At 70.0% G+C, this 23,125-nt stretch carries 21 protein-coding genes; 6 read left to right on the top strand and 15 right to left on the bottom strand.

Annotated elements, in window-relative coordinates:
• Positions 1-22: 22 nt before the first annotated feature.
• The 6 genes from rbfA to MKK84_RS16685 all read right to left on the bottom strand — a co-directional run bounded on the left by rbfA (position 23) and on the right by MKK84_RS16685 (position 8,004).
• On the bottom strand, positions 23-466 hold the full coding sequence (gene rbfA, locus MKK84_RS16710) for a 30S ribosome-binding factor RbfA (protein ID WP_243921601.1): 444 nt from the start codon (positions 464-466) through the stop codon (positions 23-25).
• Positions 467-571: 105 nt separating this feature from the next.
• The gene (gene infB, locus MKK84_RS16705) at positions 572-3,514 is read right to left on the bottom strand and encodes a translation initiation factor IF-2 (protein ID WP_243921600.1); all 2,943 of its coding nucleotides are present in this window, start codon (positions 3,512-3,514) and stop codon (positions 572-574) included.
• 76 nt (positions 3,515-3,590) lie between these two features.
• Positions 3,591-4,313, bottom strand: a complete 723-nt coding sequence (locus MKK84_RS16700; RefSeq protein ID WP_243921598.1) for an RNA-binding protein — start codon at positions 4,311-4,313, stop codon at positions 3,591-3,593.
• A gap of 23 nt (positions 4,314-4,336) precedes the next feature.
• Positions 4,337-5,977: a transcription termination factor NusA gene (nusA, locus tag MKK84_RS16695; protein WP_243921596.1), complete on the bottom strand. Its 1,641-nt coding sequence runs from the start codon at positions 5,975-5,977 to the stop codon at positions 4,337-4,339.
• A gap of 65 nt (positions 5,978-6,042) precedes the next feature.
• Positions 6,043-6,807, bottom strand: coding sequence for a ribosome maturation factor RimP (gene rimP / locus MKK84_RS16690; RefSeq protein ID WP_243921594.1), 765 nt, complete (start codon positions 6,805-6,807; stop codon positions 6,043-6,045).
• Between the two features lie 186 nt (positions 6,808-6,993).
• Positions 6,994-8,004 carry an aldo/keto reductase gene (locus MKK84_RS16685; protein WP_243921592.1) on the bottom strand — a complete coding sequence of 337 codons (1,011 nt, stop codon included), beginning with the start codon at positions 8,002-8,004 and terminating at the stop codon, positions 6,994-6,996.
• A gap of 192 nt (positions 8,005-8,196) precedes the next feature.
• On the opposite strand from MKK84_RS16685, the gene MKK84_RS16680 reads away from it, so the two are divergent.
• The 3 genes from MKK84_RS16680 to MKK84_RS16670 all read left to right on the top strand — a co-directional run bounded on the left by MKK84_RS16680 (position 8,197) and on the right by MKK84_RS16670 (position 10,106).
• Complete coding sequence (locus tag MKK84_RS16680) at positions 8,197-9,138, top strand: sulfite oxidase heme-binding subunit YedZ (protein ID WP_243921590.1); 942 nt, start codon at positions 8,197-8,199, stop codon at positions 9,136-9,138.
• A gap of 68 nt (positions 9,139-9,206) precedes the next feature.
• A complete protein-coding gene (locus tag MKK84_RS16675; RefSeq protein WP_243921588.1) occupies positions 9,207-9,593 on the top strand; it encodes a hypothetical protein in 387 nt (128 codons plus the stop codon).
• Between the two features lie 108 nt (positions 9,594-9,701).
• Entirely contained in the window at positions 9,702-10,106 is a 405-nt protein-coding gene (locus tag MKK84_RS16670) for a hypothetical protein (RefSeq protein ID WP_243921587.1), read from the top strand.
• 15 nt (positions 10,107-10,121) lie between these two features.
• On the opposite strand, the gene MKK84_RS16665 is transcribed toward MKK84_RS16670, so the two are convergent.
• Positions 10,122-10,298, bottom strand: coding sequence for a hypothetical protein (locus MKK84_RS16665; protein ID WP_243921585.1), 177 nt, complete (start codon positions 10,296-10,298; stop codon positions 10,122-10,124).
• 146 nt (positions 10,299-10,444) lie between these two features.
• Positions 10,445-10,840 (bottom strand): DUF4174 domain-containing protein, encoded by a 396-nt coding sequence (locus MKK84_RS16660; RefSeq protein ID WP_243921583.1) that lies wholly within the window; start codon positions 10,838-10,840, stop codon positions 10,445-10,447.
• 123 nt (positions 10,841-10,963) lie between these two features.
• On the opposite strand from MKK84_RS16660, the gene MKK84_RS16655 reads away from it, so the two are divergent.
• Entirely contained in the window at positions 10,964-11,980 is a 1,017-nt protein-coding gene (locus MKK84_RS16655; RefSeq protein ID WP_243921581.1) for an NADP-dependent oxidoreductase, read from the top strand.
• Positions 11,981-12,148: 168 nt separating this feature from the next.
• On the top strand, positions 12,149-12,712 hold the full coding sequence (gene ssb, locus MKK84_RS16650; RefSeq protein ID WP_243921579.1) for a single-stranded DNA-binding protein: 564 nt from the start codon (positions 12,149-12,151) through the stop codon (positions 12,710-12,712).
• 73 nt (positions 12,713-12,785) lie between these two features.
• On the opposite strand, the gene MKK84_RS16645 is transcribed toward ssb, so the two are convergent.
• From MKK84_RS16645 to xth, 5 genes are all read right to left on the bottom strand, one after another.
• The gene (locus MKK84_RS16645) at positions 12,786-14,114 is read right to left on the bottom strand and encodes an HlyD family type I secretion periplasmic adaptor subunit (RefSeq protein WP_243921577.1); all 1,329 of its coding nucleotides are present in this window, start codon (positions 14,112-14,114) and stop codon (positions 12,786-12,788) included.
• The gene (locus MKK84_RS16640; protein WP_409566516.1) at positions 14,111-15,838 is read right to left on the bottom strand and encodes a type I secretion system permease/ATPase; all 1,728 of its coding nucleotides are present in this window, start codon (positions 15,836-15,838) and stop codon (positions 14,111-14,113) included. Before MKK84_RS16640 ends, MKK84_RS16645 begins: the two co-directional genes overlap by 4 nt.
• Before the next feature lie 80 nt (positions 15,839-15,918).
• Complete coding sequence (locus tag MKK84_RS16635; protein WP_243921573.1) at positions 15,919-18,078, bottom strand: hypothetical protein; 2,160 nt, start codon at positions 18,076-18,078, stop codon at positions 15,919-15,921.
• 340 nt (positions 18,079-18,418) lie between these two features.
• Positions 18,419-19,297 (bottom strand): SDR family oxidoreductase, encoded by an 879-nt coding sequence (locus MKK84_RS16630; protein ID WP_243921571.1) that lies wholly within the window; start codon positions 19,295-19,297, stop codon positions 18,419-18,421.
• A 275-nt stretch (positions 19,298-19,572) separates the two neighbouring features.
• The gene (gene xth, locus MKK84_RS16625) at positions 19,573-20,382 is read right to left on the bottom strand and encodes an exodeoxyribonuclease III (RefSeq protein WP_243921569.1); all 810 of its coding nucleotides are present in this window, start codon (positions 20,380-20,382) and stop codon (positions 19,573-19,575) included.
• Between the two features lie 154 nt (positions 20,383-20,536).
• On the opposite strand from xth, the gene MKK84_RS16620 reads away from it, so the two are divergent.
• Positions 20,537-21,268, top strand: coding sequence for a lysophospholipid acyltransferase family protein (locus tag MKK84_RS16620; RefSeq protein ID WP_243921567.1), 732 nt, complete (start codon positions 20,537-20,539; stop codon positions 21,266-21,268).
• A 9-nt stretch (positions 21,269-21,277) separates the two neighbouring features.
• On the opposite strand, the gene MKK84_RS16615 is transcribed toward MKK84_RS16620, so the two are convergent.
• Positions 21,278-22,165, bottom strand: a complete 888-nt coding sequence (locus tag MKK84_RS16615; RefSeq protein ID WP_243921566.1) for a LolA family protein — start codon at positions 22,163-22,165, stop codon at positions 21,278-21,280.
• A 134-nt stretch (positions 22,166-22,299) separates the two neighbouring features.
• Positions 22,300-23,125, bottom strand: an 826-nt coding sequence (locus tag MKK84_RS16610) for a DNA translocase FtsK (RefSeq protein ID WP_279599571.1), incomplete at its 5' end; no start/stop codon positions are given.

Raw genomic sequence — 23,125 nt, 5'->3', positions numbered from 1 at the left:
CATTCTCGTTCGGTTTTCGGGGTCAATGCCCCGGCCCGGTCTCCGGTTCGTCGCCGTCCTGCTCGTCGCCGTCCTGGCCGTGATCGAGGTCGCGCTGCACGCGCTCGTCCCGCAGCAGGCGGTCGATCCGCGCCGCCTCGTCGAAAGTCTCGTCGCGCCGGAAACGCAGCTCCGGCGCGAATTTCAGGTTCACCCGCCGTGCCACCTCCTGGCGCAGCACCTTCCGGTGCCGTTCCAGGGCAGCGATCACCGGCGCCTCGTCGACGCCGCCGAGCGGCATCACGTAGGCGGTGGCGAGCTTCAGGTCGGGTGACATCCGCACCTCCGGCACGGTCACGACATGCGTGCCGAGCACAGGGTCCTGGATGTCGCCGCGCTGAAGCACCTCGGCGAGCGCATGACGGATGAGTTCGGCCACGCGCTGCTGACGGTGCGAGGGGCCGGTGGCGGTCGGTTTCTGGGCCATTCTGTCTCGGGCCGGCGCCCCGCAGGTGGCCGGCTCACGTCCTGAAAAAAGAAAAGACGGCCGCGGCAGGTGCCGCGGCCGCCCTGACCGGATGAGCCCGGGTTCTCAGAGGGTGCGGCGGATCTCCTCGACCCGGTAGCACTCGATCGTGTCACCCGCGCGCATGTTCTCGAAGTTCTCGAAGGCCATACCGCAATCCTGGCCGGAGGTGACTTCCTTCGCGTCGTCCTTGAAGCGCTTGAGCGTCTTCAGCTTGCCCTCGTGGATCACCACGCTGTCGCGGATGAGGCGGACATAGGCGCCGCGCTCCACGATGCCGTCCTGAACGCGGCAACCCGCGACCTTGCCCACCTTCGAGACCTCGAACACCTCCTGGATGGTCGCCTCGCCGAGGCGCTCCTCCCGCAGGGTCGGCGGCAGCATGCCCGACAGCGTGGCTTTGATGTCGTCCACGAGGTCGTAGATGATGTTGTAGTAGCGGATCTCGATGCCGCCCCGTTCGGCGGCCTCACGGGCCTCCTTGAGGGCACGCACGTTGAAGCCGATGATCACCGCCTTCGAGGCCTGCGCCAGGGTGATGTCCGACTCAGTGATGCCGCCAACGCCCGCCAGGAGGATGCGAGCCGCGACCTCGTCGTTCCCGAGCTTCTCCAGGGCACCCGAGATCGCCTCCACGGAGCCCTGCATGTCGCCCTTGATGACGACCGGCAGCTCCTTGCGGCCGGCGCCTTCCTTGAGGTCGCGCATCATGTCGACCAGCGAGCGGTTGGCACCGCCGGTACGCGCATTCTGGCGCTCGCGCTTCTGACGGGCGCGGTACTCGGTAACCTCACGAGCGCGCGCCTCGCTCGGGACCACGGTCACGCGGTCGCCGGCATCGGGCGTGCCGTTGAAGCCCAGCACCTCCACCGGAACCGAAGGCCCGGCGTACTGCACGTTATCGCCGAGGTCATCGATCAGGGCGCGGACGCGGCCCCACTCGGCGCCTGCCACGACGATGTCGCCGGTGAACAGGGTGCCGCGCTGGACCAGAACCGTCGCCACGGGACCACGCCCGCGATCGAGCTGCGCCTCAATGACCGTACCCTCGCCGTCGCGCTTCTCGTTGGCGCGCAGGTTCATGATCTCGGCCTGGATCTGGATACCCTCCAGAAGCTCCGGCAGACCGTCGCCGGTCTTGGCCGAGACCTCGAATTCAAGGGTTTCACCGCCCATCGACTCGACCTGGATGTCGTGCTGGAGCAGCTCGGTGCGAACCCGCTCCGGCTTGGCATCCGGCTTGTCGATCTTGTTGACCGCGATGATCATCGGGACACCGGCCGCCTTGGCGTGCTGGATGGCCTCGATGGTCTGAGGCATGACGCCGTCATCGGCCGCCACCACGATCACGACGATGTCGGTGACCTTGGCGCCACGAGCGCGCATCGACGTGAACGCCGCGTGGCCCGGGGTGTCGATGAAGGTGATCATGTCGCCGGACGGCGACGCAACCTGATAGGCGCCGATGTGCTGGGTGATGCCGCCGGCCTCGCCGTCCACGACGTTCGCCTTGCGGATCGCGTCGAGCAGCGAGGTCTTGCCGTGATCGACGTGACCCATGATCGTGACCACCGGCGGACGCGGATCGAGATCCTCCTCCAGATCCGGCTCGTCGGACGAAAGACCCTCTTCCACGTCGGATTCAGCGACGCGGCGGACGGTGTGGCCGAGTTCCTCGGCAATGAGCTGCGCGCTGTCCGAGTCGATCACGTCGGTGATCTTGTGGATCTCGCCCTGCTTCATCAACATCCGGATCACGTCTACGGCCCGCTCCGACATGCGGTTGGCGAGTTCCTGGATGGTGATCGACTCGGGGATCGTCACCTCGCGGGACAGCTTCTCCTTCTGCTCGACATGGCCGCGACCGCTCATGCGCTGCTGGCGGCGGCGGAACGACGCCACCGAGCGCGTGCGCTCGTCCTCACCCGACGTGGCCGTCGCGATGGTCAGGCGGCCGCGGTTGCGGTCGCCGCCCGGCGACTTCGGGGTCTTGGGCGGTGCGATGATCTTGAGCGGCATGCCGGGACGGCGGATCACCCGCTTGGTCTCGGACTCGTCCTCGTTGGTCTGGGTCGCGCGACCGGCGGGGCGTGCCGCCGCACCGGCACCGGCGGGACGTGCGGCCGTGGTCGGCGTCGCGCTCTTCTCGGGCTCGGGCGCCGGGGCCGGGCGGGCCATGAAGTTGAGGTCGCGGGGCTTACGCGAATCGGCCGTGATGGTCTTGCGCGGCTCACCCGTGGACGGCCGCGGTGTCAGCGGCGGACGCGGGGCAGGCGCGGCCGTGGCGGCCGGTGCCGCACGAGCGCCAGCCGGCTGACGCGCAGGCGCCGGGCGGGCCGGCGCAGCGGCAGCAGCGGCCGGGCGAGCGGGTGCGGGCGTCGCCGCGGCTTGTGCAGGCGCAGGCGCCGGACTGGCTGCGGCTGCAGGGGCAGAGGCCGCAGGCGCCGGTGGCTCCGCAACCGGCGCGGCGGCTGCCGCTTTCGAAGCCTCGGCGGCGGCCTGCTTGGCAGCCTCCTCGGCGGCGCGCGCGGCTTCCGCGGCGGCCGCCTTGCGCTCTTCCTCCTCGCGGCGGCGAGCCTCGGCGGCCTCGCGCTCGCGGCGGGCCTGCTCCTCGGCCTCCTTGCGGCGCGCCTCGACCTCGGCTTCCGCCTTGCGGCGTGCCTCGGCCTCGCGGCGCTGCGCATCGGCCAGCGCCGCTGCGCGGGCAGCACTCTCCTGCTCGCTCAGGGTGCGCAGCACGACACCCGAGGCGGCCCGCTGGGCCGGACGCGGCGGTGGCGTCGTCGGCGCGGGGGCTGCCGGACGCGGCGCCGGTGCAGGTTCACGCGCCGGGGCGGCCGGCGCTGCGCCGATGACGCGGCGCTTCACCGTCTCGACCACGACCTGCTTGGAGCGGCCATGGGAGAAGCTCTGACGCACGGTTCCCGCCTCGATCGGCCGCTTGACGGACAGCGGCTTCGGGGAAGTCCGATTCAGAGTCTTGTCGCCCGGGTTATTCGTATCGCTCATTCAGCCTGAACCCTGAGGGTTTCCATCGTCCCGTGAACCGACGCCCGGTGGCGCCAGTCAGATCATTCCTGCGTCGTCAACGTGAGGCTTCGTCGATCCCGCCGATTCGGGCTGGATCGGGCTCCCCGGTCGCCGCGGCGGCGCCCTCGAAGGAGCGTAGCCGACGCCAACGCGACAGGCAGCCGGCGGCTCCGGCTCCTGCGACGAGCGCAGCGTGTATCACATGATCCCGACCTAAGGCCATGTCCAATTCATCTTCGGACAGGTCATCGATGATCGGTATCCTTGACATGGCTTCACCGTGGCGCCGGTACAAGGCCGAAGCGATCTTGCGCCGACCGTCCGCACTGGCTTCAGACGCGTGGATCACCGCAACTGCGCGGGGATCGCCACCGATCGCCGCCTCGACCTTCGAGAAGCCTGCCACGATGCAGCCCGCCTTGTTAGCGAGTGCGATGGCCTGCCGCAGATCTGCGCGCAGCCCGACTGCGATTCGGTCCGGCAGATCGGGATCGGCCGGGGCCGGCCCCTTGAACGCCCGTGCGAACAGGTTTTTCCGCACGGCCGTCGCGACCGTGTCCCGCTGGGCGCTGACCCAGGCGCCGCGGCCCGGCAGCCGGGCGCGCAGATCGGGCACGACCCGCCCATCCGGCCCACGCACGAACCGGATCATCGCGTCCGGCGCCTGTGCGGTGCGCGTGACGATGCAGGTCCGCCCGGGCGCACGGCGGCCGGGGCCGGCATCGAGCCCCTCGGCTTCCGGTCCGCCCTCGGGCGGGTTGGCCTCGACCTCGCTCACCGCGCCTCCGCCCGCCGAGAGTCTCAGGCCTCGGCCTGGGCGGGGGCGGTCTGCTCGCCCTCGGTGCCGTCTTCGGCACCCTCTTCAGCACCTTCCTCGGCCTCCGGCTCCGGCAGAGCCTCGATCCAGCCGGCCTTGAGGCGGGCGGCCATGATCAGGGCCTCGGCCTCGGTGCGGGACAGATCGAACCCGTCGAGATAACCCGCGTGGCGCACGGCCTCGGGGCCGCGACCCTCGGTGTAACCGACGAGGTCGTCGGTGGCGCAGCCCGCCAGATCCTCGATGGACTTCACGTCGTTCTCGCCGAGCGCCACCATCATGGGCGTGGTGACGCCCTCGATCTCGCGCAGCTCGTCGGCGACGCCCAGCTCGGTGCGGCGGGCATCGTGCTCCTGCTCGATCCGGGCGAGGTGATCCTGCGCGCGGGCCTGGATCTCGGCGCCGGTCTCCTCGTCGAGGCCCTGGATCCCGGACAGCTCCTGAATGTCGACGTAGGCGATCTCCTCGACGTTCCGGAAGCCTTCCGCGGCGAGCAGCTGGCCGACGGTCTCGTCGACGTCGAGCGCCTCCATGAACACCTGGGTCCGCTCGGCGAACTCCTTCTGGCGGCGCTCCGATTCCTCGGCCTCGGTCAGGATGTCGATGTCCCAGCCGGTGAGCTGCGAGGCCAGACGCACGTTCTGGCCGCGGCGGCCGATCGCCAGCGAGAGCTGGTCGTCCGGCACCACGACCTCGATCCGGTCGGCCTCCTCGTCGAGCACGACCTTCACCACCTCGGCGGGCTGGAGGGCGTTGACGATGAAGGTCGCCTCGTCCTCCGACCACGGGATGATGTCGATCTTCTCGCCCTGAAGCTCGCCGACCACCGCCTGGACGCGCGATCCGCGCATGCCCACGCAGGCGCCGACCGGGTCGATGCTGCCGTCACGGGAGATCACCGCGATTTTCGCGCGGGAACCCGGATCGCGGGCCACCGCCTTCACCTCGACGATGCCGTCATAGATCTCGGGCACTTCCTGGCCGAACAGCTTGGCCATGAACTGGGGATGCGAGCGCGACAAGAAGATCTGCGGGCCGCGGACCTCCGAACGCACGTCGAACAGGTAGGAGCGGATGCGGTCGCCGGGCCGGAAGGTCTCGCGCGGGATCATCTCGTCCCGCCGCACGATGCCCTCGCCGCGGCCGAGATCGACGATCACGTTGCCGTACTCGACGCGCTTGACGATGCCGTTGAGGATCTCGCCGATCCGGTCCTTGTACTCGTCGAACTGGCGGGCGCGCTCGGCGTCGCGCACCTTCTGGACGATCACCTGCTTGGCCGATTGCGCGGCCACGCGCCCGAAATCGAAGGGCGGCAGGGTGTCGGAGATCACGTCGCCGACCAGCGCACCCGGATTGTAGCGGCGGGCCTGATCCAGGGTGATCTCGCGGGCGTCGTTCTCGACCTCGTCGACGACCAAGAGGTGGCGCGACAGGCGCAACGCCCCGGTCTTGTTGTCGATCTCGGCGTGAACGTCGGTCTCCGCGCCGTAGCGGGAGCGCGCGGCCTTGGCGATCGCCTCCTCCATCGCGTCGATCACGATGGAGCGGTCGATCACCTTCTCGCGGGCAACCGCGTCGGCGATCTGGAGGAGTTCGAGCCTGTTGGCGCTAACGACGGCCATCGGTGTCGGTCCTTCTCTTCCGTCAAATCTTCGGGCCGGCCGCGGGGCGGTCGACGCTTGAGGTCTCAGTGCAGCGAGTCGCGGTCCTTGATCCGGGACGCCTTGGTCACGACCGGTTTCTTCGGACCGGTCCGGACCGGATGCTTGGGCTTGGCCGCCGGGCTGGCCTTCTTCGGCCCCTGCGGGCGGAACGGGCCGCGCGCGGGCGGCGCCGCATCTTCCTCGGCGGGCTCGCCATCCTCGGCCTCATCGGCCTCGTCGTCCGCGGGCGGACCACCGCGGCGGAGCGATTCGCGGATCAACTCGTCGGTCAGCACGAGATGGGCCTCGGCGAGGTCCTTCAGCGGCAGGTCGATCCGGCTCGGCAGACCTTCCTTCACGTCGGGCAGGTCGATCGGGACGGTGAGCCCCGCCGGATCCGGCGCGCAGAGGATGCCACGAAAGCGTTTGCGACCGTCGAGTGGCGGGCTCAGCTCGACCTTGGCCTCGTACCCCACCCAGCGGGCGAAATCCGAGACCCGCACCAGCGGTCGGTCGATCCCCGGCGAGGACACTTCCAGATTGTAGGCGCCGCCCACCGGATCATCGACATCGAGGAGCGGCGAGATCGTGCGGCTCACCGCCTCGCAGTCGGCGATGGTGAAGCTGCCATCCGGCCGCTCCGCCATGATCTGCACGGTGCAGCCGTTGATGTTGTTGACCTTCACCCGGACCAGCCGGAAGCCGAGGCCCTGGAGGGGCCCCTCGATCGCCTGCGCCACACGCGCGGCGACGCCCGTCTCTCGGACGAGACGCTTCTCGGACAGATCCGCTTCGATCTCGGACGACATGTGTGGTGGTGAACACCCTTCGCGGCGTTCTGCGTGGCTCGCCCGCGCTGTGCGGCGAAAAAGACGTGCGGCGAAAAAAAAGAGCGGACCCGGTGGGGCCCACTCCCGAACCGCAGCCTCTCGACTGCCATCAGAACTGTTGACGGCTAGATAGCGGCGGAACGACACAAGTGCAAGGGCGATCCGTCAGCCGCTGCGCGGCACCCGCCCCTCCAGCGGATAGGCCGGATCGTTGTAACCCGGCGTCGTCGGATGGCCCGCCGCCACGAACCCGTCCACCAGCGCCTCGTCCTCTGGCGTGAAGGCGTAGTCGAGGGCGCCGAGGTACTCCTGCCACTGTGCCTCCGTCCGCGGTCCCGCGATGACGCCGGTGATGAGGCGGTTGTTCAGCACCCAGGCGGTGGCGAACTGGCCGGCCGTGATGCCGCGGGCCTCGGCGTGCTGCTTGAGCGTCCGGGCGATGCGCAGGGATTCCGGCCGCCACTCGGTCTGCATCATCCGCGTGTCCTGCCGGCCGGCGCGGGATTCGGCCGGCGGCGGCGCGTCGGGATCGTACTTGCCGGTGAGCACGCCGCGGGCGAGCGGCGAATACGGCACGACGCCGAGCCCGAAATGCGCGCAGGCCGGCAGATGCTCGGTCTCGGGCATGCGGTTGAAGGCGTTGTAGTAGGGCTGGCTCACCACCGGCCGGTCGATGCCGAGCTCGTCGCACAGCCGGCAGATCTCGGCGACGCGCCAGGAGCGGTGGTTCGAGACGCCGAAATGCCGGATCTTGCCAGCCCGCACGAGGTCGGCCATCGCCCGCACGGTCTCGGCCAGCGGCGTGTCGTGGTCCTCCTTGTGGAGATAGTAGATGTCGATGAACTCGGTGCCGAGCCGGCGCAGGCTGTCCTCGGCGGCCTTCATCACGTGGACGCGCGACAGGCCGCGATCGTTGACGCCGGGACCGGTCGGATTGGCGACCTTGGTAGCCAGGATCCAGGCGTTGCGCTCAGGCCCGATGGCGCGTCCGGTGATCTCCTCCGAGCGCCCATCCGTGTAGACGTTGGCCGTGTCGATAAAGTTGACCCCCGCGTCCCGGGCGCTGGCGACGATGCGGCCGGCGGTGGCCTCATCGGTGGGGCCGCCGAACATCATCGTGCCGAGGCAGATCGGCGAGACCTTGAGGCCGGAGCGGCCGAGATTGCGGTACTGCATGGGATCCATCCGGTGTCCGTCGCCCCGCTATCTCGCCGCAGCCCGGCTCAGGTCAACCACACAGGTCAATCCGCCCTGTAACCGTGGCGGCTCCGCGGCGAACCGACCCGTGACGGCACCGACGCTCCAAGGCAGCCGTTCCCGGGGGCCTGTTCGCGCTCCATCCACCGATCAAAGCCCCGTTCGCCAGCCATGATCGACCGCCTCGCCGGCTCCCTCGGCATCCCCCTCCCCTGGCTCGACCGGGCCGGACGCCTCTCATGGCTGAAGCTTGCGGTGTTCGCGGGCTGCATCGCGCCGGCCCTGTACCTCGCCGCCGCCTACCGGCTCGACGCGCTCGGCGCCAAGCCGATCACCGCTCTGATCCACGCCACCGGCGAATGGGCGGTGCGCTTCCTGCTGTTTTCCCTGGCGATCTCGCCCCTGCGCCGCATCGCCGATTGGCCGAAGGTGCTGGTGGTCCGGCGCATGCTCGGCATCACCGTGATGGCCTACGCGGTGGCCCACCTCACCCTCTACGCCGTCGATCAGAACCTGATTCTCACCAAGATCGTCTCCGAGATCGCGCTCCGGCTCTATCTGACCATCGGCTTCGTTGCGCTGATCGGCCTGATCGCCCTGGGGCTGACCTCGACCGATGCGGCGATCCGCAACCTCGGCCCGAACTGGAACCGGCTGCACCGGCTCGTCTACACGATCGCGGTGCTGGCTCTGGTCCACTACTTCCTGCAATCGAAGATCGACGTCAGCGACCCGGTCTTCTCGGCCGGGCTGTTCCTGCTGCTGATGGGCTGGCGGGTGATGCGGCGGTTCAAGTGGCCGGAGCGGCCGTGGTCGCTTCTGCTGCTCGCGGTCGTTGCCGGGCTGGCCACCGCGGCACTGGAGGCGGCGTGGTATGGGCTCGCCAGCGGCGTCCCGGCCAGCCTCGTGCTCGCCGCCAACCTGGATTTTTCAGGCCCGATCCGGCCCGCCTGGTGGGTGCTGGCGGTCGGCCTGTCCCTGCCGGCGATAGCGCTCGTGCGCGGAAAGCGGGCGCGGACGGTGAGCGCACCTGTGGGCGGACGGACGGCCTCCCCGGTTCGGCGGCCCGCCGCCAAGGAAGCGTTGCCGGAACCCTTGTCGCCGCAGGCCTGATGCCGCAGAACCCGCGGCCGGCCCCCGCCATCGACGGTCCGGGCTGCAGCGGAGCTTGTCAGGACGCCATGCGCGGCACTCTTCTCCTCATCGCGAGCCTGCTCGTACCCGGCGCCGCCCAGGCGGCCCCGAATGCGGCGCCACCGGCCGCCGCGAAGCCCGCCAAGGCCGCTCCGGCCGCCCCCCCGACAGTCGCAACCTGCAGCCCGCCCGAGCCGCCGCCCGCCTCCGCGCGCCCGGCAAAACCCGCGCTGCCGGACAAGCCGGCCTGCCTCGACACCAAGGAGGGCTGCCCGGGTTGGGAGGCCTACAGCTACAACGATGCGATCAAGGCCTATAACCTGCAGGCGCAGGCCTTCCGGCCAATCGCCGACGCCTACCTGCAGAAGCTCAACGCCTACGTGAAGGCGAGCGGCGAGTACGCGCAGTGCGAAGTGAACGCGATGCAGAAGTAGCTGGCTGAACGGCGGCCAACAGGCGCTCTGGCGGCGGTTCAGGCCGCTAGGCGCAACCTCCGGTGAATGGCCGCGATCCCCGCGCGCCCGATCACGCCGAGGCCACCCGTGCCCGCCCGTCGTCTCCTCATCCGTACCGGTTTTCTAGCCCTGCTACTCGCCGCCGGCCCGGCGTTGGCTGCCGATTTCGATGGTCCCTATCCGCCGGAGCACCGCTGGGGCGGCCCGGTTCAGGAGGACGGGCCCGAGCATCGGCCCCCGCCGCCGCCACGTCCCGAGCCGGGGTTCCGCGGGCCGCGCTTCAGCGCGGCGCCTCCCGAGGCATGCCGGGAATTCGTCCGGCGCCGGTTCGATCCGGACGGCGCGCCGGTCGTGCGCCGGGTGCGGGTCTGTGACGAGCCGGGCTTCGACCGCGGCACTCCCCCGCCGCCTCCGCCCCCGGAGGACGTCCCACCCCGGCGCTGGGGCGGGCCGGACTGGGGCGGTTCACACTGGAACGGGCCACGCTGGTAGAGCGCGCTGACCCGTTCAGATGCGGGCGGGCGCCTTCTTGAGGGCGGCCGCGAAGGCCTTGAGCTGGCGGTTCAGGTCCGTCAGCTCGTTCAGCGCGATGGTCTTGTGACCGTCGCGGACCGCGCGCTCGATATCCTCGACCTGCGTGGCGACGAGACGGCGGATGGCGTCGGCAACATGGTGGCGGTTCATCGTTACGAGCGTCTCGTGCGAGCGTCCTGACGGGCCTCAACGGACGGCCGGGATGCGGCCGTTGACACGGTTCGGTGATAGGTCGGTAGGCTTAACCGTTGGTGTCCGAACCGCGCCCATCCACACCCGATCCAAGGACTTTGAACCTACCGGCGGCCGCGCATCTCGGCACGGCGCATCGGCATCGCGTCGATGGTGGAAAACAGCCGCTGGGGCGGGATGGGCGTGGCCGCGGTGAGCTTGGCGCCACCGTCCTTGCCGACCAGGACGGCCCGGAAGCTGTCGTCCTGCAGCCCGAGCGCGGCCCGCAGGTTGCGCGCCTCGGCGCCGGGGCCCACCGCCTCCAGCACCACGAGATCGCGCTCGGCAATTCCCTCGCGGACCGGCCCCAGCGCAGCGCGCTGGGCCGCGAGCTGCGCGTCGGCGGCATCGGGCGCCGACAGGACCAGCACACGGGAACGGTCCCGATAGGTGTCGAGGGGCGCCGCGGAGGCCGCCGCCGTCAAAGCCGCGAGTCCGAGGCCGAGTGCCGTCCTGCGCATACCGAGCCTCCGCCTCACGAGACGGGACAACGCGCGATCCGCCCCGGAGATCGCCAGACGCCTTTGCGGATGACGGCGGGCGCCCCAGATCGGGGCAGGCCGCCAGTCTCCGGGAGTCTTCTCATGACCGCCATGAACCGCCGCATCGTCCTGGCCTCACGCCCCCACGGTGAGCCGCGCTCCGAAAATTTTCGTCTGGAGGAGGTGCCGGTGCCGCAGCCCGGCCCCGGCCAGATCCTGCTGCGCACCCGCTGGCTGTCGCTGGATCCCTACATGCGCGGCCGGATGAGCGACGCGAAATCCTACGCGACACCCGTGGAGATCGGCGCGCCGATCACCGCCGAGACAGTGGGCGAGGTGGTCGCCTCGAACCATCCGGACTTCGCCGTGGGCGATCTGCTCACCGCCTTCGCGGGCTGGCAGGAGTATTTCGTCACGGACGGCAAGGGCTCGCGCCGGGTCGACCCCAGCGCCGCTCCGCCCTCGACGGCTTTGGGTGTGCTCGGGATGCCGGGCATGACCGCCTATACCGGCCTCCTCAATATCGGCCGACCCAAGGCCGGCGAGACCGTGGTGGTGGCCGCCGCCGCGGGTCCGGTGGGCTCGCTGGTCGGGCAGATCGCCAAGCTGAAGGGCGCCCGGGCCGTCGGGATCGCAGGCGGGCCGGACAAGTGCCGCTATCTCACCGAGGAACTCGGCTTCGACGCCGCTGTGGACCATCGCGGCGACGACCTGCCGGGGGCGCTGGCCGCCGCCTGCCCCAATGGCATCGACGTCTATTTCGAGAATGTCGGCGGCGCGGTCTTCGCGGCCGTGATGCCGCTGCTCAATCCCTTCGCGCGGATCCCGGTCTGCGGCCTCGTCTCGGCCTACAACGCCACCGAGGTCCCGCCCGGGCCCGACCGTCTGCCGGGCCTGATGCGTTCGGTGCTGACCAACCGCCTCCACATCCAGGGCTTCATCGTGTGGGACTTCGCCGATCAGGCCGAGACCTTCCGCCAGGAGGTCGGCGGCTGGATCCGGGAGGGCCGCGTCCACTATCGCGAGGATGTGGTCGAAGGCCTGGAGAAGGCGCCCGAGGCCTTCATCGGCCTGTTGAAGGGCCGCAATTTCGGCAAGCTGGTCGTGCGCGTGACCTGACAGAGGCTTGCTGCCGTTAAAGAACAGATATAGAACATCCAAATCCGGCGACACTGCGGAAAGCGGGCACAAGCTCGAACCGCTGGTTGCCGCTCCGGAGGCCCGGGCGCATGGTTCGCGCGCCGCCGGGCAGGTGCCCTGTGAGATCCGTACGGTAAGGAGAGAAGCATGGCGGGCAGCGTCAACAAGGTGATTCTGGTGGGCAATCTCGGGCGCGATCCTGAGATGCGCCGCCTCGGCTCGGGCGATCCGGTATGCAACCTTCGGATTGCCACCTCGGAGTCCTGGAAGGACAAGGCGAGCGGCGAGCGCAAGGAGAAGACCGAGTGGCACTCGGTCGTGATCTACAACGACAACCTCGCCCGGGTCGCCGAGCAGTACCTGCGCAAGGGCTCGAAGGTCTACATTGAGGGCCAGCTCCAGACCCGGAAGTGGACCGACAATTCCGGCGTCGAGAAGTACACGACCGAGGTGGTGCTCCAGCGCTTCCGCGGTGAGATGACGATTCTCGACGGGCGTGGCGGTGGCGGCGGCGGCGAATTCGCCGGCGAGGACGAGGGCGGCGGGCAGATCAGTCGCGGCGGTGATCGGGGTGGGGACCGCGGCGGCGATTTCGGCGGCGGTGGCGGTCGGGCTCAGGGCGGCGAGCGCCGTCCGGCACCCGCTTCTTCGGGCAGCGGTGGCGGCGGCAGCCGCGGCGGCTACGACCTCGACGACGACATCCCGTTCTAGGCCTCGTCGCGGGTCAGCACCCCCGACATCGGAGACGTACGACAGGGCCAGGACTCGATCCTGGCCCTGTGCCCTACTTCTCGCGGAACGCCCGTCGCGCCTGATCGACGAGGGGCTTGGTGAGATACGACAGAACTGTCCGGTCTGCCGTGCGGATGAACGCCTCCACGGGCATGCCGGGCATCAGCTTGGCCCCGTCGAGCTTGGCAAGCTCGTCCTTCGTCACGCCGAGCCGGACGAGGTAGTAGAAGCTGCCGGTCCGCTTGTCCTCGCTGACGTCGGCAGCGATCCGGGTGACGCGGCCGTTGAGTTCCGGCGTGGTCCGCTGGTCGAAGCTCGGGAAGCGCAGGCCCGCGCCTTGGCCCGTCTGGAGCCGGTCGATGTCCTGGGGCGCGACGCGAACCTCGGCCACGAGCGAATCCGCATTCGGCACGATCAGCAGGATCGACTCGCCCGGGGCGATCACGCCGCCGCGGGTGTGGACCGCAAGTTCATGCACGTAGCCGGTCTGCGGCGCGCGGATCTCTATGCGCTGGAGCTGATCGAAGGCGGTGATCTTCTGCTCCATCAGGGTCGCGGTCTTGGCGCGGTTCTCGGCCAGCTCCTTGCCGACCTCGCTGCGCAGATTCTGTTCGAGCTGGATGATCTGCAGTTCGGTCTCGGAGACCTTGCCGCGTGTCTGGGCGATGCTGGCCACGAGGACGCCGCGCTCGCCCTTGAGCCGGGACATGTCGCGCTGCAGGCTGGTGAGCCGCGTCAGCTGGATCAGGTTCTTCCTCCACAGTTCCTCGACGCCGGCGTATTCCCGGCCGATGATCGTGGTCTCCTGCTCCTTCGCGGCGGCCTGCTCGACCAAGCCCTTGATCTCCTCGTTGAGCTGCCCGATTCGTTCGCGCAGCTGCGCCTTCTGACCCTGGAGCGCCTCGCGGCGGAAGCGGAACAGCTTGCGCTCCCCGTCGATGATCCGCCCGACCTCGGGCCCCGCTGCGTTGAGTTCGGCCGGGATCGCGAGATCCGGGCGGCCATCGCGCTCCGCCTCCAGGCGAGCGTTGCGGGCGGCGATCTCCCACAGGCTCTTTGTGACGCTGTCGTAGGTGGCGCGCGCCGCCGTCGCATCGAGGCGCACCAGGAGGTCGCCTGCCCGAACCCGCTCGCCCTCCTGAACCGGCAATTCGGCCACGACGCCGCCGGTCGGATGCTGGACCTTCTTGATGTTGCTCTCGACCACGAGGGACCCGGTGGCGATGATCGCGCCGGACAGATCCGTCGCCGCGGTCCAGGCGCCCACGCCGGTGGCGACCGCGATCACGGCGGCAACCCCGGCGATGTGGCGGCGCAGGGAGCGACGTGTCCCCTCGGTCGGGTCGGCATCCCGGGCGGAGGGATCGTGATGCTTCGTCATGCGACCCTCGTGGGTGTCTGCCGGGTCAGGGCGCTGAGCTTCGTCAGAACCTCGTCGCGCGGCCCGTGCAGCTGTACGCGCCCGTCGCCGAGCACGAGGATCCGGTCGACCGCAGCCAGGGCGCTGGGCCGGTGGGCGATCACCACCACGATGCCGCCGCGGACGCGCACGCCCTGGACGGCCGCCGACAGGGCACGGTCGCCATCGACGTCGAGGTTGGAGTTCGGCTCGTCGAGGACGACCAGGAAAGGATCGCCGTAGAGCGCCCGTGCGAGGGCGATCCGCTGGCGCTGCCCACCCGAGAGCCCGAGCCCGCCGACCCCGCCGACCCGGGCGTCGTATCCGCCCGGCAGCCGGAGCACGACCTCGTGGACGCCCGCAGCCTTGGCGGCGGCCAGCAGGGCCTCGGGATCGGGCGCCGGGTCGAACCGGGTGATGTTCTCGGCGATTGTCCCGTCGAACATCTCGGTATCCTGCGGCAGGTAGCCGATCGCGCGGCCGAGATCGTCGGGATCCCACTGGTCGAGGGCCGCCCCATCGAGGCGGATCACGCCGCGGCTCGGCCGCGCCAGCCCGACCAGGGCGCGGGCGAAAGTCGATTTGCCGGAGCCGCTGGCGCCGATCACGCCGAGGGCACTGCCAGGCGCGAGGGCGACGTTCACGTCGTGCAGCACGAGCGTGTCGGTGCCCGGTACGGCGATCGACAGGGCGGTCACGCGCAGGCTCTCGCGCGGGGCCGGCAAGGGCGTCGGGGCGGTCGGCTCGCGCAGGGGCAGGAAGGCGACGAGCCGGCCCCAGGCCTGCCGGGCGGCCGTGAACGATTTCCAGTTGGCGATCGCGAGATCGACCGGCGCCAGCGCCCGGGCCGACAGGATCGTGGCGGCGAGCATCACCCCGGCGGTCGCCTCCTCACGCACGACCAGCAGCGCCCCGAGGCCGAGGATGCCGGATTGCAGCAGCGTGCGCAGCAGGCGTGCCGTCGTGCCGAAGCCGATGGCGAGGTCGTTCCCCTGGGTCGCCACGTCGAGGTTCCGGCGCGTCCGGACCTGCCAGATCGACGCGATGCGGGAGCGCATCCCCAGCGCCGAGAGCAGCGGCGCCGTCCGGTGCGCCATGTCGGTGAAGGACCGGCGTTCGCCCGCCACGCGGACGGCCTCCTGGGTAACGGCGGCCGAGGCCCAGTCGGTCAGGACCGTCAGGACGCAAAGGAACAGGGCGCCTCCGGCAATCGCCGCCCCGAGCCAGGGATGGAACAGGAAGCAGACCGCCACGTAGAGCGGCACCCAGGGCAGGTCGAAGAACGCGCTCACCGCCATGCTCGACACGAACCCGCGCACGGTATCGAGGTCGCGCAGGGCCTGGGGGCCCTCGTCGCTGCGCGGCATCTCGGAGCCGCGGGCCAGCAGGGTGCGGAAGATCCGGTGGCCGAGGCGCTCGTCGATGAGGCGTCCGAACCGGGACAGAATCCGCGCGCGGAAGATCTCGAAGACGCTCTGGATCACCAGCAGCATCAGCGTGATGCCGGCGAGGCCGACCAGCGTGGCGATGCTCCGGCTCGGCAACACCCGGTCGTAGACCTGGAGCATGAAGATCGGGGCGGTCAGCATCAGCAGGTTGATCAGGCCGCTGACGACCATCACGGTGATCAGACTGGCGCGCCCGGCCCGGAGGGCGGCCCAGAACTCGCGACACCTCGCAACACGCAACAACCGCTCGTCGGTCACAGGTACTTCCCCGGTTGCTCGGTGTGGCGCGGCGGCGGCGATAATGGCCCCCGCCGCGGCTGCGGCGGGGGCTCTCGGCCTCAGAGGCCGAGCAGGTGCAGACCGCTCGTCGTCGTGTGCGGGGTCGGGTCGGTGTGCTGGACATCGGCGTGGCCGCCGAGATCGAGCGTGACGACCCCGAGATCGATGCTGGCGCCATGGGACGCCCCGGCATCGGCCGAGCCCGCATGCGTAGCCGGGACAACGTTGGCGAGTTGGCCGACCAGGGAATCCACGCCGCCGCCGCTGGTCTGCGGCAGTTGGATGCTGTCACCGCTCAGCAGGTTCGCCGTCGCCAGGCTCGGCTGATCGGCGCCTACCGCGACCGCGCTCACCTGAACAGTGTGGGCGGGATCAGCGGAGGGCGTGAGGATCGCGGCGTCCGCCACCGGCGATGTGGTCGCCGGCCCTGCCGACACGTCGACCAGCGGGTGCGTCCCGGCGCCGCCATCGCCGATCGTGCCGCCGGTGAGGTTGCCGAGCAGGGTACCGGCCGCATTTCCGGCGGCCCCGGACCCGACCGAGCCCAAAGCCGTCGTCACCGGGGTCAGGACGCCGTCGAGCACCGCGCCCGATCCCGCGCCACTGCCTGCGGGGATGAGACCCGTCACCGAGCCCAAGACCCCGCCCGCCGCATCCGCGACATGACCGACGTCGCTCACGATCTGGCCCGCTGCAGGGACGCCGTTCCCGGCCAGCACGGCCCCGGGCAGGTTGACCACGTCGGTGACGAGGTTGCTCGTCTCGCCAAGGCCCGCCGTGTTGCCGAGGTTGATGACGGTATGGAGTGGGTCGTTCAGCACCGGCACGTCGTGGCCGACCTGCTCCAGGCCCGCATGGACCGTGTCAATCAGCGTGTTGGCGACAGCGCCCACCGGCTGAAGCGGGGCGCCGGCTCCCAGCAGGGCACCGGTTCCACTCTGCGCCCCACCGGCCACGCCGCCGAGGAGGCCGGCGAGCGGATCCGTGGCGTGATCGCCGAGCAGCCCGTCCACCGTGGCGGTCACCGGCGTGAGGAGGCTGCCGACGGCCGGGATGCCGGTCCCGCCGCTGCCGAGGCCGCCGGCGATGCCGGTCACCCCGTCGACGAGGCCGCCCGCGGAGTGTGTCACCGCGCCGAGATCGCCGAGGATCGGGGACACCGCGCCGAGCCCGTGGCCACCCAGCACGTCGCCAGGCAAACCAACCACGTCGGTGACGAGGTTTCCGCTTGTGCCGATATAGCCGAGGCCGACCGTCTCGCCGAGGTTGGTCAGGCCGTGGATGGCATCGTTGAGCAGAGGAATCTCATGGCCGAGATTCTCGAGGGTCATGTGAAGGTCGAGGACGCCCGTGTTCGCGAGGTTCGTGACCGGGGCGAGGAGCCCATTCGACGCCAGCAGATTGCCGCCGCTGACGGCGCCGGTGACGGAGCCGAGCAGCGTGTCGGTCGAACCCAGCACATGGCCGAGGTCGGACAGGACAGGGCTCGCCGAGGCGAGGCCGCCGCCGTTCAGGATCGATCCGGCGACCGGGAGGGTGTCGGTCAGCAGATTGCCCGGCTCGCCGAGATGGCCGAGGCCGACCGTCTCGCCGAGGCCCGTGAGGCCGTGGATCGGCCCGTTGAGCTGCGGGATCGAATGGCCTGCATCCTCGAGCGTCGTATGGAGATCGAGCACCGTCTGGTTGAGGATATCGGTCGCTGGCGTGAGGACGCTGCCAGAGCCGACGAGACCGTTGCCGGCGCTCGGAACCGCCGCCACCAAGTCGACCAGCGCGTTGGCTGCATCGGTGACATGGCCGGCATCGGCGAGGAGCGGCGCGACCGTATCGAGACCAGCCGGATTCGCGACCGCGCCCGAAAGATCGGTGATCAGGTTGCCGGCCTCGCCGATATGGCCCAGGCCGATCGTCTCGCCGAGATTGGTGAGGCCGTGCAGCGGTCCGTTCAGCGGCGCGACGTTGTGGCCGACCGTCTCAAGCTGCGCATGCGTATCGAGGACGATGGTGTTGGCGGTCTCGGCCAGCGTTTCGGGAAGGGGCGAGCCGCCTTCACTTCCCGTGCCGGCGCTGAGCGCCCCCTCGATCTGCGAGGCGATCGGGCCGAGGCTCGCGAGCTGGCCGGTCGAGAGTGCAGTGGACGAGAGCAACGCGCCTGGACCGACGAGCCATTCGAGCGAGCGCGTGGTGGGGCTGAGGATCGCGAGTGGGGATGACGACATGAGCACCTCCGATTTTCGCCAATAACCGAATATGCAATCTTCGGTTGCTTTCGCCTTTCTACAGTGGTTAATTTCGCGTTCTCGAAATCACTTATAGTTGTATTGAATGCGCGACCTGCTGTGTCGGCCGCGTACGCACATGACCGAACCCGTATACGCTTGGTCGGCAGGGCGCGATCCGAGCCGATGACGCCGCTGGGCGCCATCGTACGGATCTCACCCCACGCAAGCACAGGTTTGCCCGGCGTAGTCCTCCCGATCGCGGGCGCATCCGCCAGGCCTCAGCCGGCCAGAAGTCGGGTACGGCTCCGGGCTGTCCGGCCCGCGCGCCATCCGGTGCTCAGAGCATCGGCATGCCGCCGGTCACCGGCACCAGGGCGCCCGACATGTAGCTGCCCTCCCGGGAAGCGAGCAGCACGTAAGCCGGGGCCAGTTCGGCGGGCTGGCCGGCGCGGCCGAGCGGCGTCTGCGCGCCGAGCTGTGCGATCTGCTCGGGATCCTTCACGATCGGCTGGATCGGGGTCCAGACCGGCCCGGGCGCGACGCAGTTCACCCGGATGCCCTTTGGCGCGAGCAGGTTCGACAGGCCGATCGTCAGGCTCGCGATCGCACCCTTGGTGGCCGCATAGATCAGCATGCTGGGATCGGCGACCTTGGCTTGCACGCTCGTGCTGTTCACGATCGCCGCGCCCGGCTTCATATGGGGCACCGCCGCCTGGGTGAGATAGTACATCGCGAACACGTTGGCCCGGAACGAGCCTTCGATGTCGGGGGCCTTCAGATCGTCGAGGCCATCGTTCACCACCTGGGCGGCCGCGTTGTTCACGAGGATGTCGAGGCGGCCGAACGCCTCCACGGTGCACGCCACGAGGCTTCGGCAATGGGCCTCGTCGCGGATATCGCCGGGCAGCAGCAGGCAGCGGCGGCCGGCCTTCTCGACCCAGGCCTTCGTGTCCTCGGCGTCTTTCTGCTCGACGTCGAGGTAGGAGATCGCGACGTCCGCGCCCTCGCGGGCATACGCGATGGCGACCGCCCGGCCGATGCCGGAATCGCCGCCGGTGATCAGCGCGGCCTGACCGACGAGCAGGCCCTTGCCGACGTAGCTCACCTCGCCATGGTCGGGGCGCGGCGTCATCTTCGTGGTCAGCCCCGGGCGGGGCTGCTGCTGGTCGCCGGGGTAGGGCGGACGTGGGCCGGCCTCGCGGGGATCCTGGGTCATCGGTACGGCTCCTGGGCGGACGGGTCCCGCCGGATCTAGGGCCGCGGCCGATCGAACCGTCTGCGCCCGGCCGTCACAGCCGCGCGCAGGTCGTCTGCCGGCTTAGAACGCCCGGCCGCGGTTCGCATGCGGCTTGCCGTAGCGATTGCGGAGAAACGAAACGACTCGGGGAAGGAGGAAGGCGATCAGGATCTTGCGCATCGGGTCACCTCACGTCACGGGCTCGTGAGCGGGCAATGCCCCGGAAGAAGCGCGGTTCCGCCCGGTGCTCGGGATCAGAGGTCCAGCGTCAATGTGACCGGCGCGTGGTCGGAGGGTCGCTCCCAGCCCCTTGCGTCGCGCAGCACCTCGACCTTGCGGACCGTGCCGGCGAGATCGGACGAGACCCAGAGGTGATCGAGACGCCGGCCCTTGTTGGCAGCCGCCCAATCGGGGGAGCGGTAGCTCCACCACGTGTAGATCTTCTCGGGCTCCGGAGTGAGGTGGCGCGCCGTGTCGATCCAGCCGGCCTCGCCGCGCAGGATTTCCAGCGCCTCGGTCTCTACGGGCGTGTGGCTCACCACGTCGAGGAGCTGCTTGTGCGACCAGACGTCGTGCTCGAGTGGCGCGACGTTGAGGTCGCCCATCAGGATCGCCGGACCGGAGACGCGCTTGCCGCCCCAGGCGCGCAGTTCGGACAGGAAGTCGAGCTTGTGGGCGAATTTCGGATTGAGGTCGCGGTCCGGCACGTCGCCGCCGGCCGGGACGTAGAAATCGTGCAGCACGATCCCCGCGGCGGCGCCCGCTTCCGGCCCAAGCACCGCCGAGATGTGGCGGGCATCCTGGCGCTCGCAGAAACCCATCACGGCGCGGGTGTGCAGGGGAAAGCGCGAGAGGATCGCGACGCCGTTGTAGCCCTTTTGGCCGGCGAACATCACGTGCTCGTAGCCGGAGCCGCGCAGGGCCTTCAGCGGGAAGGCGTCGTCCGGGCACTTCGTCTCCTGAAGGCACAGCACATCCGGTCTGTGCTCGGCCAGGAAACGCAGCACGAGATCGATGCGCAGGCGCACCGAATTGATGTTCCAGGTGGTGACGGAGAGTTGCACGGGCAGGGTCTGGGTTCGGACGGGGCTGTGCTCCGATAGCGGATTTCGCGGTCCGCGACAGTCCGCTCGCCGTCGATGAGGCAAAAGGCCGTGCGTGTCCGGCAGGCACGCGCTATGCCCGGGCGCTGCCCTGTCCCCGCGTCGAAGCCCAGCCATGGCCCATGCCCGCTCGTTCCTGTTCGCCGTCTACTGGGCGGCCTGGACGACTCTGTTCCTCGTCCCCCTGGTGATCTTCCTGCTGTCCGGCTCGCCACAGCGGCCGATCCGCCGGGCGACGCGGCTGTGGGCCCGCGGGATTCTGGCCGGACTGCGGGGCATCGTCGGCCTGCGCTACGTCGAGGAGGGCCGCCAGCACCTGCCGGCCGAGCCCTGCCTGATCGTGGCCAACCACCAATCGACCTGGGAGACGCTGGCCTTCCTGGTTCTGGTGCCGGACGTGGCGATCGTCGCCAAACGGGAGCTGCTGTCGATCCCGGTGGTCGGCTGGTTCCTGCGGCGCTCGCCAATGATCATCATCGACCGCGGCAATGGCACCCAGGCCCTGCGCACCATGATCGACGAGGGGCGCGCCGCCGTGGCGGCCGGCCGGTCGGTTCTGATCTTCCCCGAAGGCACCCGCGGCGGCATTGCCGCGCCGCTGCGCTTCAAGCGCGGGGTCGAACTGCTCTACGGGCGGCTCGGCCTGCCGGTGGTGCCGGTGGCGGTGAATTCCGGGCTGTTCTGGCCAGGGGGGATGGCCACCCGGGCCGGGACCGTCGTGGTCAGCTACCTCGCCGCCGTCGCCCCGGGCCTGCCGGCCGCCGAATTCCTGCGCTGTACCGAGGCGGCGATCGACCGGGAGCTCGACCGCTGGCGCAGCGCCGGCCTCGACGCGACGGCGGCGTGAGGACGTCGCCTACTGCTGCGACTGCTGGATCTGCTGCTGCATCGCCTTGTCCTCGGCGCGCCCGTAATTGATGAAGAACAAGCTGCCGTCGACGCTCTTGCCCCTCTGCAGGTTCGAGAGCGTCACCGTGGTGATGTAGCCCTGCGGATCGGTGATCCGCCACTGGCTCAGCGTCTTGAGATCGGCATCGAAGAACAGCTGAATCTTCGAGGTCCCGCCCAGCGTCGCGCGGTCCTCCAGGCTGATGCGCACGCCGGAGGGATCGTTGGCCACGTCGGTCACCGTGAGGTCGCGGGCGAGGTCGATCTTCTCGCGCAGCAGGAATTTCAGCGGCGTCTGGGCGATGAAGTAGAGATCCTGGGTGTTGAGCTTGCGGTCGCGCACCGCCACCGAGGTGCCGTCGGCCACCACCTCCAGCGGCGAGGGCTGGTCGTAGTCGAAGCGCAGGCGGCCGGGCTTGGCCAGCGTCAGCTTGCCGCCGATCCGACGCCCGTCGGCGCCGATCTGCATGAAGTTGCCCGTCAGCGTGTTGATCCCGTTGAAATAGGCGTTGGCCTGGGCGAGCAGGGTGGCGGCATCCGCCGGCTCGCCGGGGGCGACCGCCGCAGGCGCGCCGACCGCCGCAACCTTGGACTCGGGCGCCTTGTGGTCGGCCTTCTCGGCGGCCTTCGCGGATTTGGCGCCCGCCTTCGCGTCCTTGGCGGCGTCCTTCTTGGGCGCGGCCTTCTTGGCGGGCGCGGGAGCCGGGGCGGCCTCCGGCTGCGGGGCCGGCTCCTCCTTGTGGCCGAACAGGCTGTCGATGAACGCGCCAACCTGAGCCTCGGCCGGGTTGGCGGTCGCGAGCCACAGCCCGGCGGCGAACACGGAGCCGGCTGTGCGGATGCGGCGGCCGATCATCGGCAGAGTCTCCTGGCGGGCCCGCGGGCGGGCCTCAGCGGCAAACGAGGGCGAGACCCGAGGCTTAGAGCCTCGCCCTGTGGCGAAGATGCGACGTCCGGGCCGCCGCACGAGCAGGCGGCCCGGACGGAGTTTCACTCGTCGTCGTACATCCCGGCCGAGCTGTGCGACGCCCCCGTGACCAGGATCTCGCGCTTGCCGGCATGGTTGGCCGGGCCGACGATCCCCTCGATCTCCATCCGCTCCATGATCGAGGCGGCGCGGTTGTAGCCGATCTGCAGGCGGCGCTGGATGTAGCTGGTCGAGGCCTTCTCGTCGCGCAGCACCACCTCGATGGCCTGCTTGTACAGGTCGTCCGAGTCGCCGCCCGTGGCCGCCGCGAAGGCGCCGATGTCGAACACCGGGGCCTCCTCGGCCGGCTCCTCCGAGCGGTCCGCCCGGTCGGCGGCGGCGCTCTTCGAGCCCCGGCCGGAGCGGCCGCCCTCCTTGGCGGGCTCCTCGGGCCCATCGTCCGCCGTGACGGCGTCGAGGTAGCTGCGGCGGCCCTGGCGCGTGAGTTGGGCGACCACGGTCTCGACCCCGCTGTCCGAGCAGAACGCCCCGTGCACCCGGGTCGGGCGCCCGCCCCCGGCCAAGAACACAATGTCGCGCTGACCCCGACGCTGCTCCGCCCCCATCCCACCCTGGATCGTGCGGCTCTGGATCTTTCTGGCAACCTGGAAGCCGATCCGGGACGGGAAGTTCGCCTTGATCGCTCCGGTGATCACGTCCACTGACAGGCGCTGGCGCGACATGATCAGGTGGAGGCCGGCCGCGCGTGCCATCTGAGCCAGACGCTGGATCGCGCCCTCGATGTCATTGCCGGCCACCATCATCAGGTCGGCGATCTCGTCGACCACGATTACGGTGTACGGCAGCGGCGACATGTCCATCGCCTCGTCGACGAACACCGCCTCGCCG

Origin of the sequence: Methylobacterium sp. E-065, from assembly GCF_022829605.1 — a bacterium.
Taxonomy (GTDB): Bacteria; Pseudomonadota; Alphaproteobacteria; order Rhizobiales; family Beijerinckiaceae; genus Methylobacterium.
This window is presented reverse-complemented; position numbering and strand designations above follow the sequence as displayed.